Below are 19,827 nucleotides of genomic sequence, written 5' to 3' on the forward strand. Positions count from 1 at the left end.
CGGACGCCCGATCGGCGTCGTCCCGGCCGGGGAGCGCTGGGGCGTCGACATGCACACCGCGGCCAAAACGTTCGGGCCGCTGCGGCCTTGCGTCGAGGACCACCTCGGCGCCGGCGCGATCGTGGCCGCCCTCGGCGACTACGGCCGTCTATCGGCCGAAGCCCGTCTCGCGGCCACAGCGGCGAAGGTGACCGACATCCCCGAAGCGCTGGCGGAGTGTTCCTCGGGGCGCGAGCTCGCCTCGGCCGGGCACGGGAACGACGTCACCCTCGCCGCACGACGCGATACGAGCAGCACGGTTCCGGTGCTGCGCAACGGAATTCTGGAGGACTTGTGACTTGGCTCGAACTCGCGGACGGCGTGTACGCGCGCCGTTACGAAGAGCTGGACCTGACCGTCGGCCTGGTCGTCGGCAGTGAGCGCTGCCTGGTCGTCGACGTCCGCGGCGACGTCGAGCAGGGCGCCGAACTCGCCGCGGCGGTGCGGGAGATCACGCCGCTGCCGTGGTCGGTCGTCTACACGCACGCCCATTTCGACCACGCCTTCGGCACGACGCCGTTCCTTCCATGTGACGTCTGGGCGCACGAAGCCTGCGGGGCGGAGCTGACCACCTACGGCGAGGGCGCGCGGCTGAAGTGGATCGAGCACTACCTCGGCGAAAACCGGCCCGAGATGGCGAAAGCGCTGGAACGCACCGAAATCATCGCGCCGGACAAGCTGGTCGTGGACACCACCGAGATCGACCTCGGTGGCCGCACGGTCGTGCTGCGTTTCCTCGGCCGCGCGCACACCGACCATGACCTCTTCGTGCACGTGCCGGACGCGGGAATCGTCTACGCGGGCGACGCCGTCGAGAACGCCGAAGCGGGCTTCAGCGCTTTCTCGTTCAACGACGGCACCTCACTCGCGGAGTGGCCCGAGGTGATGGACGGGATCCTCGCGCTGGAGCCCCGCGTCATCGTCGCCGGGCACGGAGACCCGGTAGACGTCGCGTTCATCGAGAAGCACCGTGACGGGTTACGGGAACTCGTCGCGCTCAAGACGAAGATCGCCGCGGGAGACCTCACGACGGACGAAGCCGTCGCGAGGTCCTCCTACCCCGACGATGTCACCAGGGCCGCCCTGGAAACGCCTTAATCGAAGTTCAGGTCCCCGGTCCGGGTGCGCTTCAGCTCGAAGAAGTCCGGGTAGCTCGCCAGCGCGCGGGCGCCGTCGAAGACCTTGACGGCGTCCTCGCCGCGCGGGATCGAGCTGAGCACCGGGCCGAAGAAGGCGACGCCGTCGATGTGGATGGTCGGCGTGCCGACGTCCATTCCGACCGGATTCATACCTTCGTAGTGACTCTTCTTCAGCGCCTCGTCGTACTCGGTCGACTCCGCGGCGTCGGCCAGCTCGGCGGGAGCGCCGATGGCTTCAAGGGTCTCCTTGATGACCTGCGGGATGTCCTTGTTGCCCTGGTTGTGGTGCCGGGTGCCGAACTCGGTGTAGAAGTCGCGAAGCGCCGCTTCGCCGTTCTTCTGCGCCAGCGCGGTCGCGACGCGGACCGGTCCCCAGCCGCGGCTGAGAAGCTCCTTGTACTGCTCAGGAAGGTCCTCGCGGCCGCTGTTGAGCTCGGACAGGCTCATGATCCGGAAGCTCAGATCGAGGGAACGGTGCTTCTCCACTTCGAGGATCCAGCGCGAGCTGATCCAGGCGAAGGGACAGATCGGATCGAAATAGAAGTCGACCTTGGTCGTCTCGGACGGGGCGGTCATCACGTTCTCCCAGTGCCATCGTCTTGGTGGAGCAGGTGCCTACAGAGTGCTACACAGCCGCCAACATCGCCGCCGTCGGTGTTGTTCCCGTCGTCAGCACCGGCCTTCGCATGATTGGATGCCTGTAGTTGGAAACCAGAACCGATACCGATGACCAGAGGTGCCAGTGCCCGCCCCCAACCTGACCCGAGACCAAGCCAAGCTGCGCGCGGATCTGCTCGACGTCGAGTCCTACGACATCGAGCTGGATCTGACCGACGGCCGCGGCGGTCCCGGCGAGAAGACCTTCACGTCGAAGACGACGATCAAGTTCGCGAGCGCCAGAAGCGGCGAAGCGTCGTGGATCGACATCGTCGCCGAGGGGATCGAGTCGGCCGTTCTCAACGGGTCGGCCCTCGACGTCAGCGGGTACGTCGAGGACAAGGGCATCGAGCTGCCCGGTCTCGCGGGATCGAACGAACTCGTCGTGGACGCGGTCTGCCGGTACATGAACACCGGCGAAGGCCTGCACCGCTTCGTCGACCCGGTCGACGACGGCGTCTACCTCTACACGCAGTTCGAGACCGCGGACGCCAAGCGCATGTTCGCCTGCTTCGACCAGCCCGACCTCAAGTCGGTCTACCGGCTCACCGTGATCGCGCCGAAGGACTGGAAGGTCATTTCGAACGCGCTGGTCGAGTCGGCCGAGGAGACCCCGGAAGGTGCCGTCCGCACCGTCTTCGCGGTCTCCGAGCGGATCTCGACCTACCTGGTCGCGCTGATCGCCGGCCCGTACAGCGAATGGCGCGACGAGTACTCCGACTCGCACCGCACCATCCCGCTCGGCATCTACTGCCGTTCCTCGCTCGCCGAGCATATGGACGCGGACAAGCTGTTCGTCGAGACCAAACAGGGTTTCGCCTTCTACCACGAGAAGTTCGCCACCCCGTACCCGTTCTCCAAGTACGACCAGCTGTTCGTGCCGGAGTTCAACGCGGGCGCGATGGAGAACGCCGGCGCGGTCACCTTCCTGGAGGACTACGTCTTCCGGAGCCGCGTCACCCGCTACGCCTACGAGCGCCGCGCCGAGACGTTGCTGCACGAGATGGCGCACATGTGGTTCGGCGACCTGGTCACCATGCGCTGGTGGGACGACCTGTGGCTGAACGAGTCGTTCGCGACCTTCGCGAGCGTGCTCGCCCAGGCCGAGGCGACCGAGTACAAGAACGCGTGGACCAGCTTCGCGAACATCGAGAAGTCGTGGGCGTACCGGCAGGACCAGCTGCCCTCGACGCACCCGATCGCCGCGGACATCGTCGACCTGCACGCGGTCGAGGTGAACTTCGACGGCATCACCTACGCCAAGGGCGCGAGTGTCCTGAAGCAGCTCGTCGCCTACGTCGGGCTCGACCACTTCCTCGAAGGCCTGAAGGTCTACTTCGGCAAGCACGCCTGGGGCAACGCGACCCTGGCCGATCTGCTGGGCGCGTTGGAAGAGGCGTCCGGCCGCGACCTGTCGTGGTGGAGCGCGCAGTGGCTGGAGACCACCGGTCTCAACTCGCTGAGCCCGCGCTACGAGATCGGCGCCGACGGCGCGTACACCTCGTTCGCCGTCACCCAGACCGGCGCCAAGCCGGGTGCCGGTGAGCTGCGCACGCACCGCGTCGCGGTCGGCGTCTACGACGAGGACGGCGACGGCAAGATCGTCCGCAAGCACCGCGTCGAACTCGACGTCGACGGCGAGCGCACCGAGGTCCCGGATCTGGTCGGGCTCCCGGCGGGCAAGCTCGTGCTGGTCAACGACGACGACCTGACCTACTGCACGATGCGGCTCGACCCGGCGTCGCTGACCACGCTGATCGACCGGATCGCCGACATCACCGACCCGCTGCCCCGCACGCTGTGCTGGTCGGCGGCGTGGGAGATGACGCGTGAGGCCGAGCTCAAGGCGCGCGACTTCGTCACGCTCGTCGCGCGCGGGGTGCACACCGAGACCGAGGTCGGCGTGGTGCAGCGGCTCCTGCTGCAGGCGCAGACGGCGCTGAACTCCTACGCGAACAAGACGTGGGCGGCCGAGAAGGGCTGGCCGGAGTTCACCACGCGGCTGCTGGACCTGGCGCAGAGCGCCGAAGCCGGTTCGGACCACCAGCTCGCCTTCGTGAACTCGCTCGCGGGTTGCGTGCTCGACGACAAGACACTGCAGATCGTCGCGGGCTGGCTCGACGGCACGGCGCCCCTGGAGGGCCTGACCGTCGACACCGACCTGCGCTGGCGGCTGCTGCACGCACTCGTCGCGCACGGCAAGGCGGAGAACCCCGAGATCGACGCGGAACTCGCCAAGGACGACACCGCCGCCGGACGTCGTCAGGCGGAGCGCTCGCGGGCGCTGCGGCCGACCGCCGACGCGAAGGCCGACGCGTGGCAGCGGGCGGTGTACGACGACGAGCTGCCCAACGCGGTCAGCGACTCGCTCATCACCGGCTTCTCCCACCCGGGCCAGAAGCACCTGCTCGGCGACTACGTAACGCGCTACTTCGACGTCATCGACGAGGTGTGGCAGCGGCGCTCCAGCGAGCGGGCGCAGCCGACCGTGGTCGGGCTGTACCCGTCGTGGGCGGTCGAGCCGTCGACCGTCGAGGCGTCGGACGCGTGGCTGGCCGGGGAGCACCCGGCGGCGCTGCGCCGTCTCGTTTCGGAAGGCCGCGCCGGGATCGTGCGCGCGCTGGCCGCCCGTGAGTTCGACTCGCAGGCCGGCCTCTAGTCCCCCCTGGACGCAATGAACGGCCCGTTACTTGCAAATTTTGCAAGTAACGGGCCGTTCATGTCACTGGAGGCGGGCGACTAGCTGGGGCTGCCCGCCTGGTCCGAGAGCATGCGCAAGGCGTTCACGAGGCCACCGACGAGGTCGCCTTCCTTGAAGGAAGCGACCATGCTGGCCACGGCGAGCTTCGCGCCGCGGTCGGGCAGGCGGTGCCGGGCCTGCGAGCCCGTCACGATCTCGATGGCGCGCTGACCGGGCGACACGGCGACGACGACACCGTCGGCCGGATTGTCGGTCGAGGCCAGGAGGCCTTCGGCGGTGACGCGGGTGTCCTCGCCGAGTTCGCCGAGGTACACGCTGAAGTCGAGGCCGGTCTCGCGGCTGGCCAGCGTCAGCGCCTCGTCCAGCCGGGCAAGCTGCTGGGTCGAGAATGGGCTGATCGGCCCAGCCGGTTCGTACATCTTGGCGGCGGAAATCCGGCCGCTCGAGGTAACGGCGGCGCCGTAACCGGGCTCTTCGTCAACAGCGGTGGACGAATGGGTCAGTTCACCAGTTGCCACGAGCGCCTCCCGTCATCGAAGCTCCGTCCGACGCGGCGACGGCGGTCGCGCCGCCCACGTTCGCGTGCGAATGCCTGGCGCCGACACCGTCGGGGTTGGCGCTCCACCACATGGCCGGGTACTCCCACGGCTGCCCCGGCCGGTACCGGGCGATGCCCGCGCCCTTCGACCGCAGCGTGGCCACCCCGCAAAGCGCGTAGATGACCAAGGGGATCACCGCGAAGACCAGGATCGTCTCGACAAGGTTCACGCGCGTGAGCCTATCCGACGCCGATGGGCCACACCCGCTGGCACGGGCATGCGCCGGAACACCTACCGCTCGTCGTCCGGAGGGCGCCGTCCGCCGCTTGCCGCGAAAGCGCTCCCACGTTGGGGCGAAACCCTCAAGGCCGAAAGGTTGCAACTCAACGTACGGGCGGCCGCACCCGGCGCTGTCGTCTTGTCGCGGCCTTGAAATCCTCGTAGCTTTTTCACCTGTACGGGCCTTGCGCCCCACTCCCCCACCCCAGCAGGTAACGCACCGGTCGCAGGAGGACATGTCATGCAGAGCACCCAGACACCCGGCCAGGCGATCATCGACGACATTTCGTCACTCTTCGAAGCTGAATTCGTACCCGGTACGCGTGTGACGGCGGGCACACGGGTTACTCGCGGTACTCGTGTCACTCGCGGTACGCGGGTCACCGCCGGCACCCGCGTCACGCGCGGCACCCGGGTGACCCGTGGCACCCGCGTCACGGCGGGCACGCGCGTCACTCGTGGCACGCGCGTCACTCGCGGCACCCGCGTGACCGCCGGAACCCGCGTCACCTGCGGCACCCGGGTCACTCGCGGCACCCGCGTTACCCGTGGCACCCGCGTCACCTGCCGGAGCGACTTCGCCCTGGCCGCCTGAACCCGGGCACGACCGGCTCGACGGCGAGGAACGCGGTAGTAGGGGACGGCGTACTTCCAGCGGCACCATCGGCCCGCCCCGGCCGCCGAAAGGCAGCCGGGGCGCCGACATGTCCAGACCTAACGGCTCAGGCCGCGGTCCCCAGGTAAGGCCGCCACAACGGGTCGGCCTCCTTGGAGTGGGCCAGCAGCCGCCAGTGCGGCCCGTGCGGGGCCCTCGGCACGACGCGCAGGCGCCAGCCGATCTCGGAAAGCAGCTTGTCCGCCTTCCGGTGATTGCACTTGGCGCAACAGGCCACACAGTTCGTCCAACTGTGAGGACCACCACGACTACGCGGGACGACGTGGTCGATCGTCTCGGCCCGCCCTCCGCAGTAGGCGCAGCGGTACCGGTCGCGATGCATCAGCCCGGCCCGGGTCAGCGGCACCTGCGCGCGGTAGGGCACGCGCACGTAGGTGCTCAGCCGGATCACCGAAGGCACGGGCAGCGAGACCGTGGCGGCGTGCAGTTCGAGCCCTCCCGGGTCGCCGTGCACCACCTCGGCCTTGCCGCACATCACGAGGACCACCGCGCGCCGCAACGGCAACGCCGTCAACGGCTCGAACGTGGCGTTCAACAGCAATACCCGTCTGCGGCCCCAGGACGACGCTGTCGTCGTAGTGGGTACCGCCGTACTCGACGGGTCCCGCCCTCTACGCTGTCCGGGCGGGCGGGCAACTCCCCCTGGCCGCGTTCCCGGCCCGCCGGTCGGGGCCCCGGACGAGGGGGCACCTCCCGGATGAGCGCGCAACACGACCTCCGGCGCCTGTCCGGCCAAGGCTTGGCTCGGGACGCCGAGGGGGATGGGTTGTCGGTCTGGCACTCGACCACCTCCACCGGTGCAGGCATAGTCGACCACAGATCAGCCCCAAAACGCACGTGTGTTAGTGGACGTGTCACATGCCCGCGACCCGGCGGCCACCTGAAAACGGGTGTTCCGCGGTCGCACGCGCCGAGCAGCGCGAACGAAGCCCACCGAGTACGAAAGGACATTTCTTCTCAGTGAACCTGCTGCCCACCGAACCCCCGGCCTGCACACGAGACGCCGACACCTTTTGCTACCAGGTGTTCCAGGTCACAAACAACGAGTGGCTCTCGGCGTCGGCGGGCTGGCTGCTGACGAAGCCGATCAAGATCCTGATGATCGTCGCCGTGGCGTTCCTGCTGCGGTACGTGGTCCGGCGCCTGATCAACCGCGTGACGCGGATGCCAAGCGGCTCCAAGAAGCTCCCCGCCCTGTTGAGACCGCTGCGGGAGAGGGCCCCCGAAGTACTCGGGTCGGCCGTGATGGAGCGACGCCGTCAGCGCGCCGCCACCATCGGCTCGGTCCTCAAGTCCGTGGCGACCCTGTTCATCTACGGCCTGGCGTTCATCCTCGTGCTGGGCGAACTGGGCATCGACCTGGCGCCGATCATCGCCTCCGCCGGCATCGTCGGTGTCGCACTCGGTTTCGGCGCGCAGAACCTGGTCAAGGACTTCCTCTCCGGCATCTTCATGATGATCGAGGATCAGTACGGCGTCGGTGACGTCGTCGACGTCGGTGAGGCGTCGGGAACCGTCGAGGCGGTCGGCCTCCGGATCACCACCCTGCGTGACATCAACGGCACCGTCTGGTACGTCCGCAACGGCGAGGTGCTGCGGGTCGGCAACTCGAGCCAGGGCTTCGCGGTCGCCGTCGTCGACGTCCCCCTCAGCTACTCCGCCGACGTCGAGAAGGCCACCGAGCTGATGGCCGAGAAGTCGAAGACGCTCCTGGAGAGCGAAGGACTGGCACCGAACGTGCTGGAGCCGCCCGAGATGCTCGGTGTGGAGACGGTCACCCCCGAAGGCATCAAGCTCCGTCTGACGGTGAAGGTCCGGCCGGGCAAGCAGTGGGCCGTGCAGCGCGCGCTCCGGGCACACCTGCTCGCCGCGCTCGACGAAGCCGGCTTCGAGCCGCCTCTGGGGCGCTTTATGTCGTCCGGCGCCGCCGGGCAGTAGGACAAGGGCAGAATGGAGCTGTGTCCGTGACCGAACCTGACCCCGCCACCGTGTACGAGGCGATCGGCGGCGAACCGGTGTTCACCCGGATCGTCGCGCGGTTCTACGCCGAAGTGGCGGTCGACGAGGTGCTTCGCCCGCTGTACCCCGAGGAGGACCTCGGCCCGGCCGAGGAGCGCTTCCGGCTGTTCCTCATGCAGTACTGGGGCGGCCCGCACACCTACTCGGATCAGCGCGGCCACCCGCGGCTGCGGATGCGGCACGCGCCGTTCAAGATCGGCCCGATCGAACGCGACGCCTGGCTGCGCTGCATCAAGATCGCGGTCGACGAGGAGAACATCGAGGAGCCCTACCGCTCGCAGCTGTGGGCGTACCTCGAAATGGCCGCCAACAGCATGATGAACAGCTTCGTGTGATGGCGAAGGGCGCGGCTTGGTGGGGCCAGGCGGTCTTCTACCAGGTCTACGTGCGCTCGTTCGCCGATTCCGACGGGGACGGCGTCGGTGACCTCGAAGGCATCCGGAGCAAACTCGGCTACCTCGAACTGCTCGGTGTCGACGCGCTGTGGCTGACGCCGTTCTACCGGTCACCGATGGCCGACCACGGCTACGACATCGCCGACCCGCGCGACGTCGACCCGATGTTCGGCACGCTCGGCGACTTCGACGTCCTGCTGACCGAGGCGCACAAGCGCGGCATCAAGGTCACCATCGACGTCGTCCCCAATCACACCAGCAACACCCACGCCTGGTTCAAATCGGCGATGGCGGCGCCGCCGGGGAGCCCGGAGCGGGATCGCTACATCTTCCGCGACGGGCTCGGCCCGCGCGGCGACCAGCCGCCGAACAACTGGGTCAGCGCGTTCGGTGGCCCGGCGTGGACCCGGGTGCCGGACGGGCAGTGGTACCTGCACCTGTTCTCCCCGCAGCAGCCCGACCTGAACTGGACCAACCACGAGGTCGCCGCCGATCTCGAGCGCACCCTGCGATTCTGGCTGGACCACGGGGTCGACGGTTTCCGCATCGACGTCGCGCACGGTATGGCGAAACCACCGGGCCTGCCCGACATGGACCCGCGTGTGAACGCGATGGGGCCGAGTGACTTCTACGACCCGCGCTTCGACAACGACCGCGTGCACGAGATCCACCAGATGATCCGCAAGGTGCTCGACGAGTACCCGGACACCATGGCCGTCGGCGAGATCTGGGTGACCGACGAGAAGCGGCTCGCCCGCTACCTGCGGCCGGACGAACTGCACCTGGCGTTCAACTTCCGGCTCGTGCTCACGCATTTCGACGCGGACGCGCTGCGGACGGCCATCGAACGCTCCCTGGCGGTGCCGAAGTCGGCCGGAGCCCCCGCCACCTGGACGTTGAGCAACCACGACGTCTGGCGGCAGGTCAGCCGGTACGGCGACGGCGATCGCGGCGTACGGCGGGCGCGCGCGATGGCGCTGGTCGAACTCGCCCTGCCCGGAACGGTCTATCTGTACAACGGCGAGGAACTGGGACTCGGCAACGTCGACCTCCCGCCCGACGCGCTCGCGGACCCGCGTGCCAAGACCTCCGGCGCCGAATTCGGCCGGGACGCGTCGCGCGTGCCGCTGCCGTGGGAAGGCGACCTGCCACCGTTCGGCTTCTCCCGCAATCCGCGGACGTGGCTGCCGATGCCCGCCTCCTGGGCGTCGGTCACCGTGGAGGCACAGTTGGAGGATCCCGCGTCGACGCTGTCGCTGTACCGGCGGGCGATCGAGATCCGTAAGTCGCACAAGGCTTTCAGCGGCGAAGACCTGGACTGGTACGGCGCCCCGGCCGGCTGTTTCGCGTTCCGGCGGCGGGGTGGCGGACTGATCTGCGCGCTGAACACGTCGGCGAGCCCGATCGCGGTTCCGCCCGGCGAAGTGCTGCTGTCGAGCGTGCCTTTGGTGGACGGGAAACTTCCGCCGGACGCCGCCGTCTGGCTGGTCTGACGACCGACTCACGACCCCGCCCCAAACAGTCCCCAGCGTTGCGAAAGCCACTTTCGCAACGTTGAAGGTTGTGAAAGTGGCTTTCGCAACGCTAGTCCCCGGGCGGACCACGCTCGGCCGAGAAGTCGTGAGCACGGCTCAACTCCGTCCTGGACGCGAGGAAAGGCCCGTTACTTGCGAATTTCGCAAGTAACGGGCCTTTCCTCGCACGCTAGTGGATCAGTTGAGGCCCGGGTGCAGCTTGTACTGCGTCTGGGCGTTGAACTCGTTCTGCCGGACGAACTTCGCCGGGAAGGTCCGCCAGTCGTTGAGGTCGAGGACGTCGAGCCCCTTCACGATGTCGGACGAGAAGATGTAGCCGTTGTACCAGTACGCCGACCACGTGCCACCGCCGACGAGCTTCTCGTTCGAGAGCGGGCCACGCTCCCAGTACGCGATCTCCTTCGGCCGCTTGACGTCGGTGAAGTCCCACACCGAGATGCCGCCCTGGTACCAGGACTGGACCATGATGTCCTTGCCCGGCACCGGGATCAGCGAACCGTTGTGCGCCACGCAGTTCTCGGTCTCGGACTGCAGCCGCGGGATCTTGTAGTAGCTGCGGAACTCCAGCTTGCGGTTGTCGCCGCGGCCGGTGATCTCGTAGATGCCGTTGGCACCGCGGGTGCTGCCGAACTTCTCCAGGCAGGTCGCCATGCCGCCGCCGCCGAGTTCGTCGGTGAAGACGATCTTGCTGGCGTCGTTGTTGAAGGTGGCGCTGTGCCAGAACGCGAAGTTCACGTTGTCCTGGACCCGGCTGAGGACGCGCGGCTTGAGGCGGTCGGAGATGTCGAACAGGACGCCGTCACCCATGCAGGCACCGGCCATCAGGTTCTTCTCCGGGAGCGCCGTGAGGTCGTGGCAACCGGTGGTCGCCGAGCGGCTGGTGCCGTCGGGGTTGGGGCCACCGGCGTTGCCGCCGTCCGGGAACAGCACCGGCTTCGCGACGAGCTCGGCCTTCGCGGGGTCCTTGAGCGGGACCTTGATGATCGAGATCTTGTCGTGCGGCGGCTGGCAGTCCGGCAGGTTGGCGGCCGGCGCGTACGACGAGACGTACACGTAGACGTTCTTGCCGTTCTTGTCCGGCACCATCGTGTTGGTGTGCGAACCGCAGTCGGTCTCGATCGCCGCGACGTACTTCGGCGCCGCGAGGTTCGAGATGTCGAAGACCTTGATGCCTTCCCACGCCGTCTTGTCCGACGCGGGCTTCGAGACGCTGTTGCACGAGTTGTCGCTGCGCGACGCGTCGGTCGACAGGAAGAGGAGGTCGCCGGAGATCGACACGTCGTTCTGCCCGCCGGGGCAGAGGACCTGGCTGACGATCTTCGGGCGGTAAGGGTTGCGGACGTCGAAGACGTTGAAGCCGTCGTACGTGCCGATGATCGCGTGCCCCTTGGTGAACGCGATGTCCGTACCGGTCGAGTCCTTCGTGAACGGTCCCTGCTGCGGGACGTTCGCGATCGACCGGAGGTTGGGGCTGTGGACGATCTCGTCCACGCCCGGGATCGCGGTCGCCGACGGCTCCGCGATGACGGCCGGTGCGGCGAACGCACTGGAGGCCCCGAGGGCGGCAACGGCGGCCGCCGACACGAGAACCCTGGTCAAGCGGCGTTTCAGCCCAGGTTGCAGCACGATATGGCTCTCCTTCCACCCAGCTTTACGCGCACCTTATTACTTATTTAGGCTCAGCAGATACCGACCAATGGAGGATCTCCCGGGATGAAAAAAGGTTTGACATCTGCGCTGGTCGTCGGGGCTTTCCTCGTCTCGGGGTGCACCGGTGACGAGACCCCGGCCGCGCCCGGGCCGAGTGCGCCGGTGATCGTCCCCGGGAAGCCGGGCGATCAGGCCGGCACCGTCGCCCCCGGTCCGGTCCAGCGCGATCAGCCCAACGAGGCCGACGTCGAGTACATGACCATGATGATCCCCCACCACCGGCAGGCGAAGGTGATGACCGACCTGGTGCCGGGCAAGACCGCGAACGAGCAGATCCGCGCGATCGCCGGGCGGATCTCGGTGGCCCAGGACGGCGAGGTCGCGATGATGCGGACGTGGCTGACCGACCGCGGCAAGCCGGTCCCGGGCGAGGGCCACGAAGGGCACGGTGGGGCGCACGATCACGCGCTCATGCCGGGGATGGCGACCGAGGCCCAGCTGGCGGATCTTCGCGCGGCGAGCGGTGTGGCGTTCGAGAAGCTGTTCCTCGACCTGATGATCGCGCACCACCAGGGCGCGCTGACCATGGCCGAAACCCAGCTCGGGAAGGGCGTGGAGATCAAGGCGCAGGAGATGGCGCAGGAGGTCATCACCGGCCAGTCCGCCGAGATCGAACGCATGAAGACCATGCGCGCGAAGCTCTAGGCGTCGCCGGAGGAGCCCGCGTCGAAGCCGGAGTCACCGGAGTCGCCGGAGTCACCGAAACTGCCCGAGACGATCCAGGCCCCCAGCGCGGCGGCCTGGATGTACGGGGCGGCCTGCGCGGCCGCGCGTCCGGCGGCTTTGGCGCGGCCGAACCGCTCCGGGCGCTCGACACGCTCCGGGGCCTCTTCACCCGGCGGCCGCTCGGTCCGCCACGGGGTCTCCTCCGCCCGGACCTCGGAGAGGAAGTCCGCGGTCGGGTCCTCCCCGTCCTTACCGGCGTGGTCCTTCTCGCTCATGCGGACAGCCTGACATCGCGGGCGGCCGGAAGCCACCCGCGATGCCCGGCGGTAAGAAACCCGTCAGAACAGCAGCGGCAGGAGCGCGTGACGTCGTTTGAGGACGGCGCCATAGCGGGCGTCGATACGCATCCACGAATCCGTCGCGGTCACCCGGACGACGTCGTCGGCGATCGACGAGTCCACGAAGCCCATCCCGGACAGCGCGAACAGGCAGCGCATCTGGACCTTGATCTCCAGCTCGCCACCGGTGACGGTGAGTACCGCCTGGTCCATCAGGGACGCGGGCGGGTTGCCGTGCGGACCGACGTTGTCGCGGGCCAGGGAGACGCCGCGGTCGGCCAGCTCGGAGATCAGCGTCGCCGGCAGTTCGTCCACCAGCTGCCAGCGTCCCGGCGCGGGCAGTTCCGAATGCCACATCAGGTCGCGGGCCGGGCCCGGATCCATCCGCTCCCCGCCCGCCACGGTCAGCGCGGCGAGCAGTTCGTTCCCGGACACGGTGATGTCGGACGGCGTGATGTCACCGGCGACGGCCCTGGTCGCGAGGACCTCGAACGGCGTCGCGCTCCAGGCCTCGACCACGCCGTCACCGCGCTGCCGCAGCCGCACCAGGGTGTTCTGGTCGAGCCGGACCGCCCTGGCCACGAACGCGCCGAGGGTCTCGCGGTCGCCCGCGTCCGGGATGTAGAGCTCAGGCATCCGCGAACCCCTTCTCCAGGAAGGCGCGTTCGTCCTCGGTCAGCCGCCGGGGCCGCTCCGATCCCGTGTCGAACGGCGCGAGCACCGTCTCCGCGGTGACCGCGACCTTGTCCCCCTCGGCGGGCCCGTTGTGCACCTTGTAGCCGAGGGTGAAGCTGGCGTGCTTCAAGTCCTTCAACGAGATCTCCACCCGGATGTCCTGATCGGACACCACGATCGGCGAACGGTAATGGACCGCCAGCTTCACCACCACGATGCCCTTGGGCAGTTCGGTGAGGCCGGCTCGGACGGCGTCCCCGAACAGCAGCGGGATCCGTGCCTCTTCGAGCAGGGTCACCAGGTTCGCGTGGTTGACGTGCCCGTAGACGTCCATATCCGACCAGCGTGGCCGGATGAGGGAAATGTACGCCACTACCTCACCGTGCTCCGGATCTGCCTCGCCGCCACCGACAGCGTCGCCAGGTCGAGTTTGCCGGACTGGCTGATCTCGTCCAGCGCGACCCTGGCCCGCTGCAGCCGCGAAGCGTTGGTCTTCTCCCAGTGCGCGATCTTCTCGTCCGGGTCACTGCCCGAATCGCTGTGCCGCAACGCGTCCAGCGTGATCGCCCGCAGCGAACCGTACACGTCGTCCCGCAGCGCGAGCCGCGCCAGCGCGTGCCAGCGGTTGCCGCGTTCGAGACCGCTGATCGAGGTCAGCATCTTGTCGACGCTGAGGTGATCGGACAGCGCGTAGTACAGCGCCGCGGTCTCGGCCGGGGTGTGCACCGCGTCGATCCCGGCCTGCTGCTCGGCCATCTCCGCGACATCGGTGACGTCGAGCAGGCCGAAGGTGTGCAGCAGCAGCGCCACGCGCTCCGCCAGTTCAGCCGGGACGCCCTTCTCCACCATCCGCTCCGCGTTCGCGTCCACCGACGCGCACTCGACACCGCGAAGCAGTTCGTGCGCCCGAGGAGCCAGCTCGCCGACGACGCGGCCGAAGCGGTTGATCTCGGCGAGCGGCGCGAGGGGCTGCGGCCGGTTGGTGAGGAACCAGCGGGCGGCCCGGTCGAGCAGCCTGCGGGTTTCCAGCATCATCTCGTCCGCGACCTCGGTCGGCACGACGTTGTCCAGCGCGTCGATCTGCGCCCACAGCGAGGGCAGGTCGTAGACGTGGGTGACCACGGCGTACGCGCGGACGGCGTCGGTCGCCGTCGCGTTCATCTCCTCCATCAACCGGAAGACGTAGGAGATCCCGGCGCCGTCGACGACCTCGTTGGCCACCATCGTCGTGATGATCTCGCGCTTCAGCGGGTGCTGGAAGATCGCGTCGCCGAAGCGCTCGCGAAGCGGCTTCGGGAAGTACTCGGGCAGACGCCGCGAGAACACCTCGGAGTCCGGCAGTTCGCTCGCCAGCAGCTCGTCCTTGAGGTCGAGCTTCACGTGCGCCAGCAGCGTCGCCAGTTCCGGCGACGTCAGGCCTTCGCCCGCCTTCTCCAGCGCGCGGAACTCCGCCGAACTCGGCAGCGCTTCGAGCTTCCGGTCGAAAGCACCCTTCGCGACCAGTGCCGCGACGAGCCGCTGGTGCACCGAGACCATCGGCCCGGCGTGCGCCCGGCTGACGCCGAGCACGGCGTTCTGCCGGTAGTTGTCGGCCAGCACCAGCTCGCCGACCTCGTCGGTCATCTGCTCCAGGAGCTCGTTGCGCTGCTCGGCGTCCAGCCCGCCGGTCGAGATCAGGTGGTCGAGCAGGATCTTGATGTTGACCTCGTGGTCGGAGCAGTCGACACCGGCGGAGTTGTCCAGCGCGTCGGTGTTGATCTTGCCGCCCGCCCGGGCGAACTCGATCCGGCCGAGCTGCGTCAGCCCCAGGTTCCCGCCCTCGCCGACGACCTTGACGCGGAGCTGGTTCCCGTTGACGCGCAAGGCGTCGTTGGCCTTGTCGCCCGCGTCGGCGTGGGTTTCGTTCTCCGCCTTGACATAGGTGCCGATGCCGCCGTTCCACAGCAGCTCGACCTCCGACAGCAGGATCGCCTGCATGAGGTCGTTCGGCGCCAGCGCGGTGACGTCCTCGCCGAGCCCGAGCGCCTCGCGGACCTGCGGGCTGATCGGGATCGTCTTCGCCGACCGCGAGTAGATGCCGCCACCCTCGCTGATCAGCGAACGGTCGTAGTCCTCCCACGACGAACGCGGGAGGTCGAACAGACGGCGGCGCTCGGCGTACGACGTCGCCGAGTCCGGGGTCGGGTCGAGGAAGATGTGCAGGTGGTTGAAGGCGGCCACCAGCCGGATGTGCTCCGAAAGCAGCATCCCGTTGCCGAAGACGTCGCCCATCATGTCGCCGATGCCGACGACGGTGAAGTCCTCGGTCTGGGTGTCCTTGCCCAGTTCACGGAAGTTGCGCTTGACGCTCTCCCAAGCACCCTTCGCGGTGATGCCCATGGCCTTGTGGTCGTAGCCGACCGAACCACCGGAGGCGAAGGCGTCGCCGAGCCAGAACCCGTAGTTCGCCGAGACCTCGTTCGCGATGTCGGAGAACTTCGCGGTGCCCTTGTCGGCCGCGACGACGAGGTAGCTGTCGTCGCCGTCGTGGCGGACCACGTCCGGCGCGGGCACGGTCTTGCCCTCGACACGGTTGTCGGTCACGTCCAGCATGCCGGAGATGAACATCCGGTAGCAGGCGATGCCCTCGGTGGTCTGCGCGTCGCGGTCCAGGCTCGGGTCACCGGTCGCGACCGGCGGACGCTTCACCACGAAGCCGCCCTTCGCCCCGACGGGCACGATGACGGCGTTCTTGACCGCCTGCGCCTTGACCAGGCCGAGGATCTCCGTGCGGAAGTCCTCCCGGCGGTCGGACCACCGCAGGCCACCGCGCGCGACGTCGCCGAAGCGCAGGTGCACACCCTCGATCCGGGGCGAGTACACGAAGATCTCGTACTTCGGCCGCGGCTCGGGCAGTTCGGGCACCGCGCTCGGGTCGAGTTTGAGCGCCAGGTACTGCCGGGCGTTCCCGTCGGCGTCGGTGACGTGGTAGTTCGTCCGCAGCGTGGCGAGGATGACCGCCATCAGCCGTCGCAGGATCCGGTCCTCGTCGAGGCTCGTGACCTCGTCGACGAGATTGCCGATCTCGGCGGTCAGCTGGTCGGCCTGCGACGCGCGGACCTCCTCGCCGAGCGTCAGGTCGAAGCGGGTCTCGAACAGCCGCACCAGCGCGGTGGCGATGTCGGTGTGCGCGAGAACGGTGTTCTCGATGTACTCCTGCGAGAACGGGATCTTCGTCTGGCGCAGGTACCGCGAATAGGCCCGCAGGATCGCCGCCTGACGCCAGGTGAGGCCCGCGCGCAGGACGAGCCCGTTGAAGCCGTCGACCTCGCAGTCGCCGCGCCAGGCGGCGTGGAACGCGTCCTGGAAGCGGGTGCGGAGGTCGTGGTCGGCGTGGTCGAGCACCTGCGGGTCGATCCGCAGGCCGAAGTCGTAGATCCAGGACCGGCCGCCGTCTTCGCGACGCAGTTCGTACGGGCGCTCGTCGACGACCTCGACGCCCATCCGCTGCAGGACCGGCAGCACCTGCGAGAGCGTGACGCCCTCGCCGCGCAGGTAAAGCTTGAACCGCCGCTCCCCCGCCTCGGCGTCGGCCGGCAGGTAGAACGACATCGAGAGGTCGCCCTCGTCGGTCAGCGACTCAAGGGAGCGCAGATCCGCGAGTGCTTCGAGTGCGGAGAAGTCCTCCTTGTAGCCCTCGGGGAACACCGCGGCGAACCGCTGCCCCTGTTCACCCGCGGACTCCTCGCCCAGCAGGCCGATCGCGACGCCGCTGTCGCCGGCGCGCTCGCGGCGTTCGGCGAGGATCGCCTCGACCATCCGGTCGTCCCAGCTGCGCACGGCTTCGTTGAGCCGTTCCTGGATGCGCAGGGTGTCCGGCTCCGACCGCTGCGAGGGATCGGTGTGCACGATGAAGTGCACCTGAGCGAGCACGGTTTCGCCGATGCGCGCGCTGTATTCGAGTTGGGTGCCTTCGAGTTCTTCGAGCAGGACCTCCTGCATCGCGAGCCGCGAACGGGTCGTGTAGCGGTCGCGCGGGAGGTACACGAGGCAGGAGTAGAAGCGGCCGTACGGGTCGCGACGCAGGAACAACCGCAGGCGTCTGCGATCCGACAGCGTGATCGCGCCGGTGGTCGTCGAGTACAGCGAATCGGTGTCGGCCGAGAACAGGTCCGCACGCGGCCAGTTCTGCAGCACCTCCAGCATCCGCTGACCGGAGAAGGACTCCATCGGGAAGCCCGCGCGGTGGATGACCTCGCGGACCCGGTTGCACACCACCGGGATGTCCAGCACGTTCTCGTGCAGCGCGGTGGTGGTGAACATGCCGAGGAAGCGGTGCTCGCCGGTGACGTTTCCGTTGTCGTCGAACGTTTTCACGCCGACGTAGTACGGGTAGACCGGGCGGTGGACCGTGGACGGCGCGCTCGCCTGGGTCAGCACCAGCAGCGTCGGTGCGAGCGCGGACGCCGCCGTGTCGGGACCGGCGGTGAGACTGCGCGCGGCCAGGCTGTCCTGGCGCAGCACGCCGAGCCCGGACGCGAGCACCGCGCGCAGGGCGGGCTCCTCGCTGTCCGGATGCGGGTTGTCGATCAGTTCGTAGCGGCGGTAACCGAGGAACGTGAAGTGACCGTCGGCCAGCCAGCGCAGCAGACGGCCGCCTTCGGCGACCTCGCGCTCGGACAGCCGCGGCGGGTTCGTGTCCAGCTCGTCGGCGAGACGGCGCGCGGTCTCCGCCATCTTGTCGGTGTCCTCGACGACCTCGCGGACATCGCCCAGCACCGACGAGAGCCGGTTGTCCAGCTCGCGGGCCCGGTTCGGATCCGTCACCAGGTCGATCTCGATGTACATCCACGACTCGGCCGCGGAATTCGACGGCGGCTCGGCCGGGTCGGCGTCCGGGTGGACCTCCAGCAGTTCGCCGGTGAGGTCGCGGCTGACCACGACGATCGGGTGCACGATGCGCTGCACCTGCACACCGTCACGGGCGAACTCGGCGGCGACGGAATCCACCAGGTAGGGCATGTCGTCCGTGACGACCTGCACGACGGTCGCCTCACGCGTCCAGCCGTCTTCGGGACCCGTCGGGTTCAGCAGGCGCACAGCGGGGCGGCCAGGCATCCGGCTCTTGGCCAGCTGGAGGTGCGAGCGGACGGCACCGACGAGGTCAACCGGGTCGTCGCCGAGAATCTCTTCAGCGGGGATGTGCCGGTAATAGAGGCGGATCAGGTCGCCGATCTCCGGGGCGTACGCCGCGGCGGCGTCGATCAGGTCGTCCCGGATCTGCTCCGGGTTCGCCGACCGGCGCCGGGCGCCTTCTTCGGTGCCGACATCTTTTCCGGGCGGGGACGAGACTCCCGTCGAGCTCATTTGAGGCAACTCTCCACTGTAGCGAGATTGACACCGCGACCGGCACGACTCTGTACCGGACCAGACCCAACCTACAGCTCCGGACAGTCGGCTCTACAAGGCCGGGTCATTCCCGTCCGGCGAAGATTTCCCTGCTCAGATACCGGAATCGCCGTGATCGGTTCAGCTACCGGCCGGTCACATCGGTGGTCTGTCCGGACCTTCCCGCGACCCGCCGCACCGGGGGTGACCAGCACCCATTCCCGTTCAGAGGAACAGCGGACGGTCTCACCCGGTCGACTGAATCGTTCAAGCCAGGACTGTCCCGATCGCCGGTGAGGAGCAAGGGACCTTTGCTCTCCCCGTCAGTCGCTTCCGTTGGTGCGATGGCGATCGCGGCCGTTGACCGGACGCTTTCCCGAGTCCTGGGAGCCGAGTTGTTTCACGAGCGCGGCGGCACTCGCGGTACCCGCCTGGTGTTCGGCGAGCGCGCGGGCGAGCAGGTCGGCGAGACCGGCGTCCGGCGGGGGTTCGTCTTCCGCGATCGCACGGGCGTAGCTCTCCGGGAACGGCGTGATCGGCCGCCACGAACCGGTGTCGGTGAGTGGGTCGAGCGCGGGCGGCATCCGCAGCTTCGGCAGCCAGGGGTCGGAGACCTCTTCCGTGGCGGGCGGCTGAGGCGCGGCAGGCTGAGGCGCGGAACCGTACTGGGGCGAATTCCGGGGCGGGTACTGCGGCGGGTCTTCCCTGGGCGGCGGCGCGAGCGGGACGGCGGGTTCGGAAAAACCCATCGGCGCCGGTTCGCGGCGAACGGGTTCGACCTCGATGTGCTCTTCGACGGGAGGCGTGGCGTGCCCGGGATCCCCGGTGTGGTCCGCGCGGCGGCGGCCGCCCCCGTGCCCGCCCGCACTCGAGATCCCGAGCCGGTCCAGCACCGATTTGGCTGCCACGGAACCGTGTTCGGCGTCGTGCCTCGTCTTGCGTGACGCGGGCGCGGTGGACCGGCGCTCGCGTTCCTCGGCCGCCCATTCGTCGCTCTCCCACAATGGGGCGGCGGTGCCGGGCGCACGCGGTACGTCGGACTCAGCCGTGACCCGGGGCCGAGGCTCGGCCGCGGGTTCCGGCGCGAGAAGC

The 19,827-nt window shown here is 68.5% G+C and carries 17 protein-coding genes and 1 pseudogene; 8 read left to right on the top strand and 10 right to left on the bottom strand.

Translation table 11 applies throughout. From position 1 onward, the window contains the following. Nucleotides 1-337, top strand: a 337-nt coding sequence (locus tag H5J31_RS36225) for a 2-phosphosulfolactate phosphatase (RefSeq protein WP_181777192.1), incomplete at its 5' end; no start/stop codon positions are given. Beyond that, entirely contained in the window at nt 334-1,137 is an 804-nt protein-coding gene (locus H5J31_RS36230; RefSeq protein ID WP_181777193.1) for an MBL fold metallo-hydrolase, read from the top strand. The genes H5J31_RS36225 and H5J31_RS36230, both read left to right, overlap by 4 nt. Here H5J31_RS36230 and H5J31_RS36235 read toward each other — a convergent pair. Then, nucleotides 1,134-1,754, bottom strand: coding sequence for a mycothiol-dependent nitroreductase Rv2466c family protein (locus tag H5J31_RS36235; RefSeq protein ID WP_181777194.1), 621 nt, complete (start codon nt 1,752-1,754; stop codon nt 1,134-1,136). The genes H5J31_RS36230 and H5J31_RS36235 overlap by 4 nt on opposite strands. A gap of 166 nt (nt 1,755-1,920) precedes the next feature. Here H5J31_RS36235 and pepN point away from each other — a divergent pair, with 166 nt between their 5' ends. Continuing rightward, entirely contained in the window at nt 1,921-4,494 is a 2,574-nt protein-coding gene (pepN, locus tag H5J31_RS36240) for an aminopeptidase N (RefSeq protein WP_181777195.1), read from the top strand. 80 nt (nt 4,495-4,574) lie between these two features. Here pepN and H5J31_RS36245 read toward each other — a convergent pair whose 3' ends face one another. Together H5J31_RS36245 and ctaJ are read right to left on the bottom strand one after the other, a co-directional pair. Continuing rightward, complete coding sequence (locus tag H5J31_RS36245) at nt 4,575-5,054, bottom strand: DUF5130 family protein (protein WP_181777196.1); 480 nt, start codon at nt 5,052-5,054, stop codon at nt 4,575-4,577. Then, the gene (gene ctaJ / locus H5J31_RS36250) at nt 5,041-5,304 is read right to left on the bottom strand and encodes an aa3-type cytochrome oxidase subunit CtaJ (protein WP_181777197.1); all 264 of its coding nucleotides are present in this window, start codon (nt 5,302-5,304) and stop codon (nt 5,041-5,043) included. The genes H5J31_RS36245 and ctaJ overlap by 14 nt, the downstream gene beginning before the upstream one ends. A 291-nt stretch (nt 5,305-5,595) precedes the next feature. Here ctaJ and H5J31_RS36255 point away from each other — a divergent pair, with 291 nt between their 5' ends. Continuing rightward, complete coding sequence (locus H5J31_RS36255; protein WP_181777198.1) at nt 5,596-5,949, top strand: hypothetical protein; 354 nt, start codon at nt 5,596-5,598, stop codon at nt 5,947-5,949. Between the two features lie 127 nt (nt 5,950-6,076). Here H5J31_RS36255 and H5J31_RS36260 read toward each other — a convergent pair whose 3' ends face one another. Continuing rightward, the gene (locus tag H5J31_RS36260; RefSeq protein WP_037319481.1) at nt 6,077-6,571 is read right to left on the bottom strand and encodes an HNH endonuclease; all 495 of its coding nucleotides are present in this window, start codon (nt 6,569-6,571) and stop codon (nt 6,077-6,079) included. Between the two features lie 419 nt (nt 6,572-6,990). On the opposite strand from H5J31_RS36260, the gene H5J31_RS36265 reads away from it, so the two are divergent. From H5J31_RS36265 to H5J31_RS36275, 3 genes are read left to right on the top strand one after another with little or no spacing between them, the layout of a single operon-like run. Next, nucleotides 6,991-7,968: a mechanosensitive ion channel family protein gene (locus H5J31_RS36265; RefSeq protein WP_181777199.1), complete on the top strand. Its 978-nt coding sequence runs from the start codon at nt 6,991-6,993 to the stop codon at nt 7,966-7,968. A 20-nt stretch (nt 7,969-7,988) separates the two neighbouring features. Further along, nucleotides 7,989-8,384: a globin gene (locus H5J31_RS36270; RefSeq protein WP_181777200.1), complete on the top strand. Its 396-nt coding sequence runs from the start codon at nt 7,989-7,991 to the stop codon at nt 8,382-8,384. Then, nucleotides 8,384-9,937 carry a glycoside hydrolase family 13 protein gene (locus H5J31_RS36275; RefSeq protein WP_181777201.1) on the top strand — a complete coding sequence of 518 codons (1,554 nt, stop codon included), beginning with the start codon at nt 8,384-8,386 and terminating at the stop codon, nt 9,935-9,937. The genes H5J31_RS36270 and H5J31_RS36275 overlap by 1 nt, the downstream gene beginning before the upstream one ends. Nucleotides 9,938-10,156: 219 nt before the next feature. On the opposite strand, the gene H5J31_RS36280 is transcribed toward H5J31_RS36275, so the two are convergent. Beyond that, a complete protein-coding gene (locus H5J31_RS36280; RefSeq protein WP_181777202.1) occupies nt 10,157-11,605 on the bottom strand; it encodes an LVIVD repeat-containing protein in 1,449 nt (482 codons plus the stop codon). 87 nt (nt 11,606-11,692) lie between these two features. On the opposite strand from H5J31_RS36280, the gene H5J31_RS36285 reads away from it, so the two are divergent. After that, nucleotides 11,693-12,334: a DUF305 domain-containing protein gene (locus H5J31_RS36285; RefSeq protein ID WP_181777203.1), complete on the top strand. Its 642-nt coding sequence runs from the start codon at nt 11,693-11,695 to the stop codon at nt 12,332-12,334. Here the strand turns inward: H5J31_RS36285 and H5J31_RS36290 are convergent. The 5 genes and pseudogenes from H5J31_RS36290 to H5J31_RS36310 all read right to left on the bottom strand — a co-directional run. Next, nucleotides 12,331-12,630, bottom strand: a complete 300-nt coding sequence (locus H5J31_RS36290; protein ID WP_181777204.1) for a hypothetical protein — start codon at nt 12,628-12,630, stop codon at nt 12,331-12,333. The two genes, H5J31_RS36285 and H5J31_RS36290, sit on opposite strands and share 4 nt — an antisense overlap. Before the next feature lie 63 nt (nt 12,631-12,693). Further along, nucleotides 12,694-13,329: a hypothetical protein gene (locus H5J31_RS36295; protein WP_181777205.1), complete on the bottom strand. Its 636-nt coding sequence runs from the start codon at nt 13,327-13,329 to the stop codon at nt 12,694-12,696. Then, nucleotides 13,322-13,741 (bottom strand): acyl-CoA thioesterase, encoded by a 420-nt coding sequence (locus H5J31_RS36300; RefSeq protein WP_181777206.1) that lies wholly within the window; start codon nt 13,739-13,741, stop codon nt 13,322-13,324. The genes H5J31_RS36295 and H5J31_RS36300 overlap by 8 nt, the downstream gene beginning before the upstream one ends. Continuing rightward, nucleotides 13,741-18,714: an NAD-glutamate dehydrogenase gene (locus H5J31_RS36305; RefSeq protein ID WP_181777207.1), complete on the bottom strand. Its 4,974-nt coding sequence runs from the start codon at nt 18,712-18,714 to the stop codon at nt 13,741-13,743. Before H5J31_RS36305 ends, H5J31_RS36300 begins: the two co-directional genes overlap by 1 nt. Nucleotides 18,715-19,058: 344 nt before the next feature. Beyond that, nucleotides 19,059-19,827, bottom strand: a pseudogene (locus tag H5J31_RS36310) (hypothetical protein); the annotation flags it as partial.

The organism is Amycolatopsis pittospori (genome assembly GCF_013870525.1).
GTDB classification, from domain to species: Bacteria; Actinomycetota; Actinomycetes; order Mycobacteriales; family Pseudonocardiaceae; genus Amycolatopsis; species Amycolatopsis pittospori.

Coding starts and splice junctions, on each gene's coding strand:
- H5J31_RS36275 (WP_181777201.1), top strand. CDS start 8,384: ATGGCGAAGGGCGCGGCTTGGTGGGGCCAGGCGGTCTTCTACCAGGTC.
- H5J31_RS36285 (WP_181777203.1), top strand. CDS start 11,693: ATGAAAAAAGGTTTGACATCTGCGCTGGTCGTCGGGGCTTTCCTCGTC.
- H5J31_RS36235 (WP_181777194.1), bottom strand. CDS start 1,754: ATGACCGCCCCGTCCGAGACGACCAAGGTCGACTTCTATTTCGATCCG.
- H5J31_RS36290 (WP_181777204.1), bottom strand. CDS start 12,630: ATGAGCGAGAAGGACCACGCCGGTAAGGACGGGGAGGACCCGACCGCG.
- H5J31_RS36255 (WP_181777198.1), top strand. CDS start 5,596: ATGCAGAGCACCCAGACACCCGGCCAGGCGATCATCGACGACATTTCG.
- H5J31_RS36295 (WP_181777205.1), bottom strand. CDS start 13,329: ATGCCTGAGCTCTACATCCCGGACGCGGGCGACCGCGAGACCCTCGGC.
- H5J31_RS36305 (WP_181777207.1), bottom strand. CDS start 18,714: ATGAGCTCGACGGGAGTCTCGTCCCCGCCCGGAAAAGATGTCGGCACC.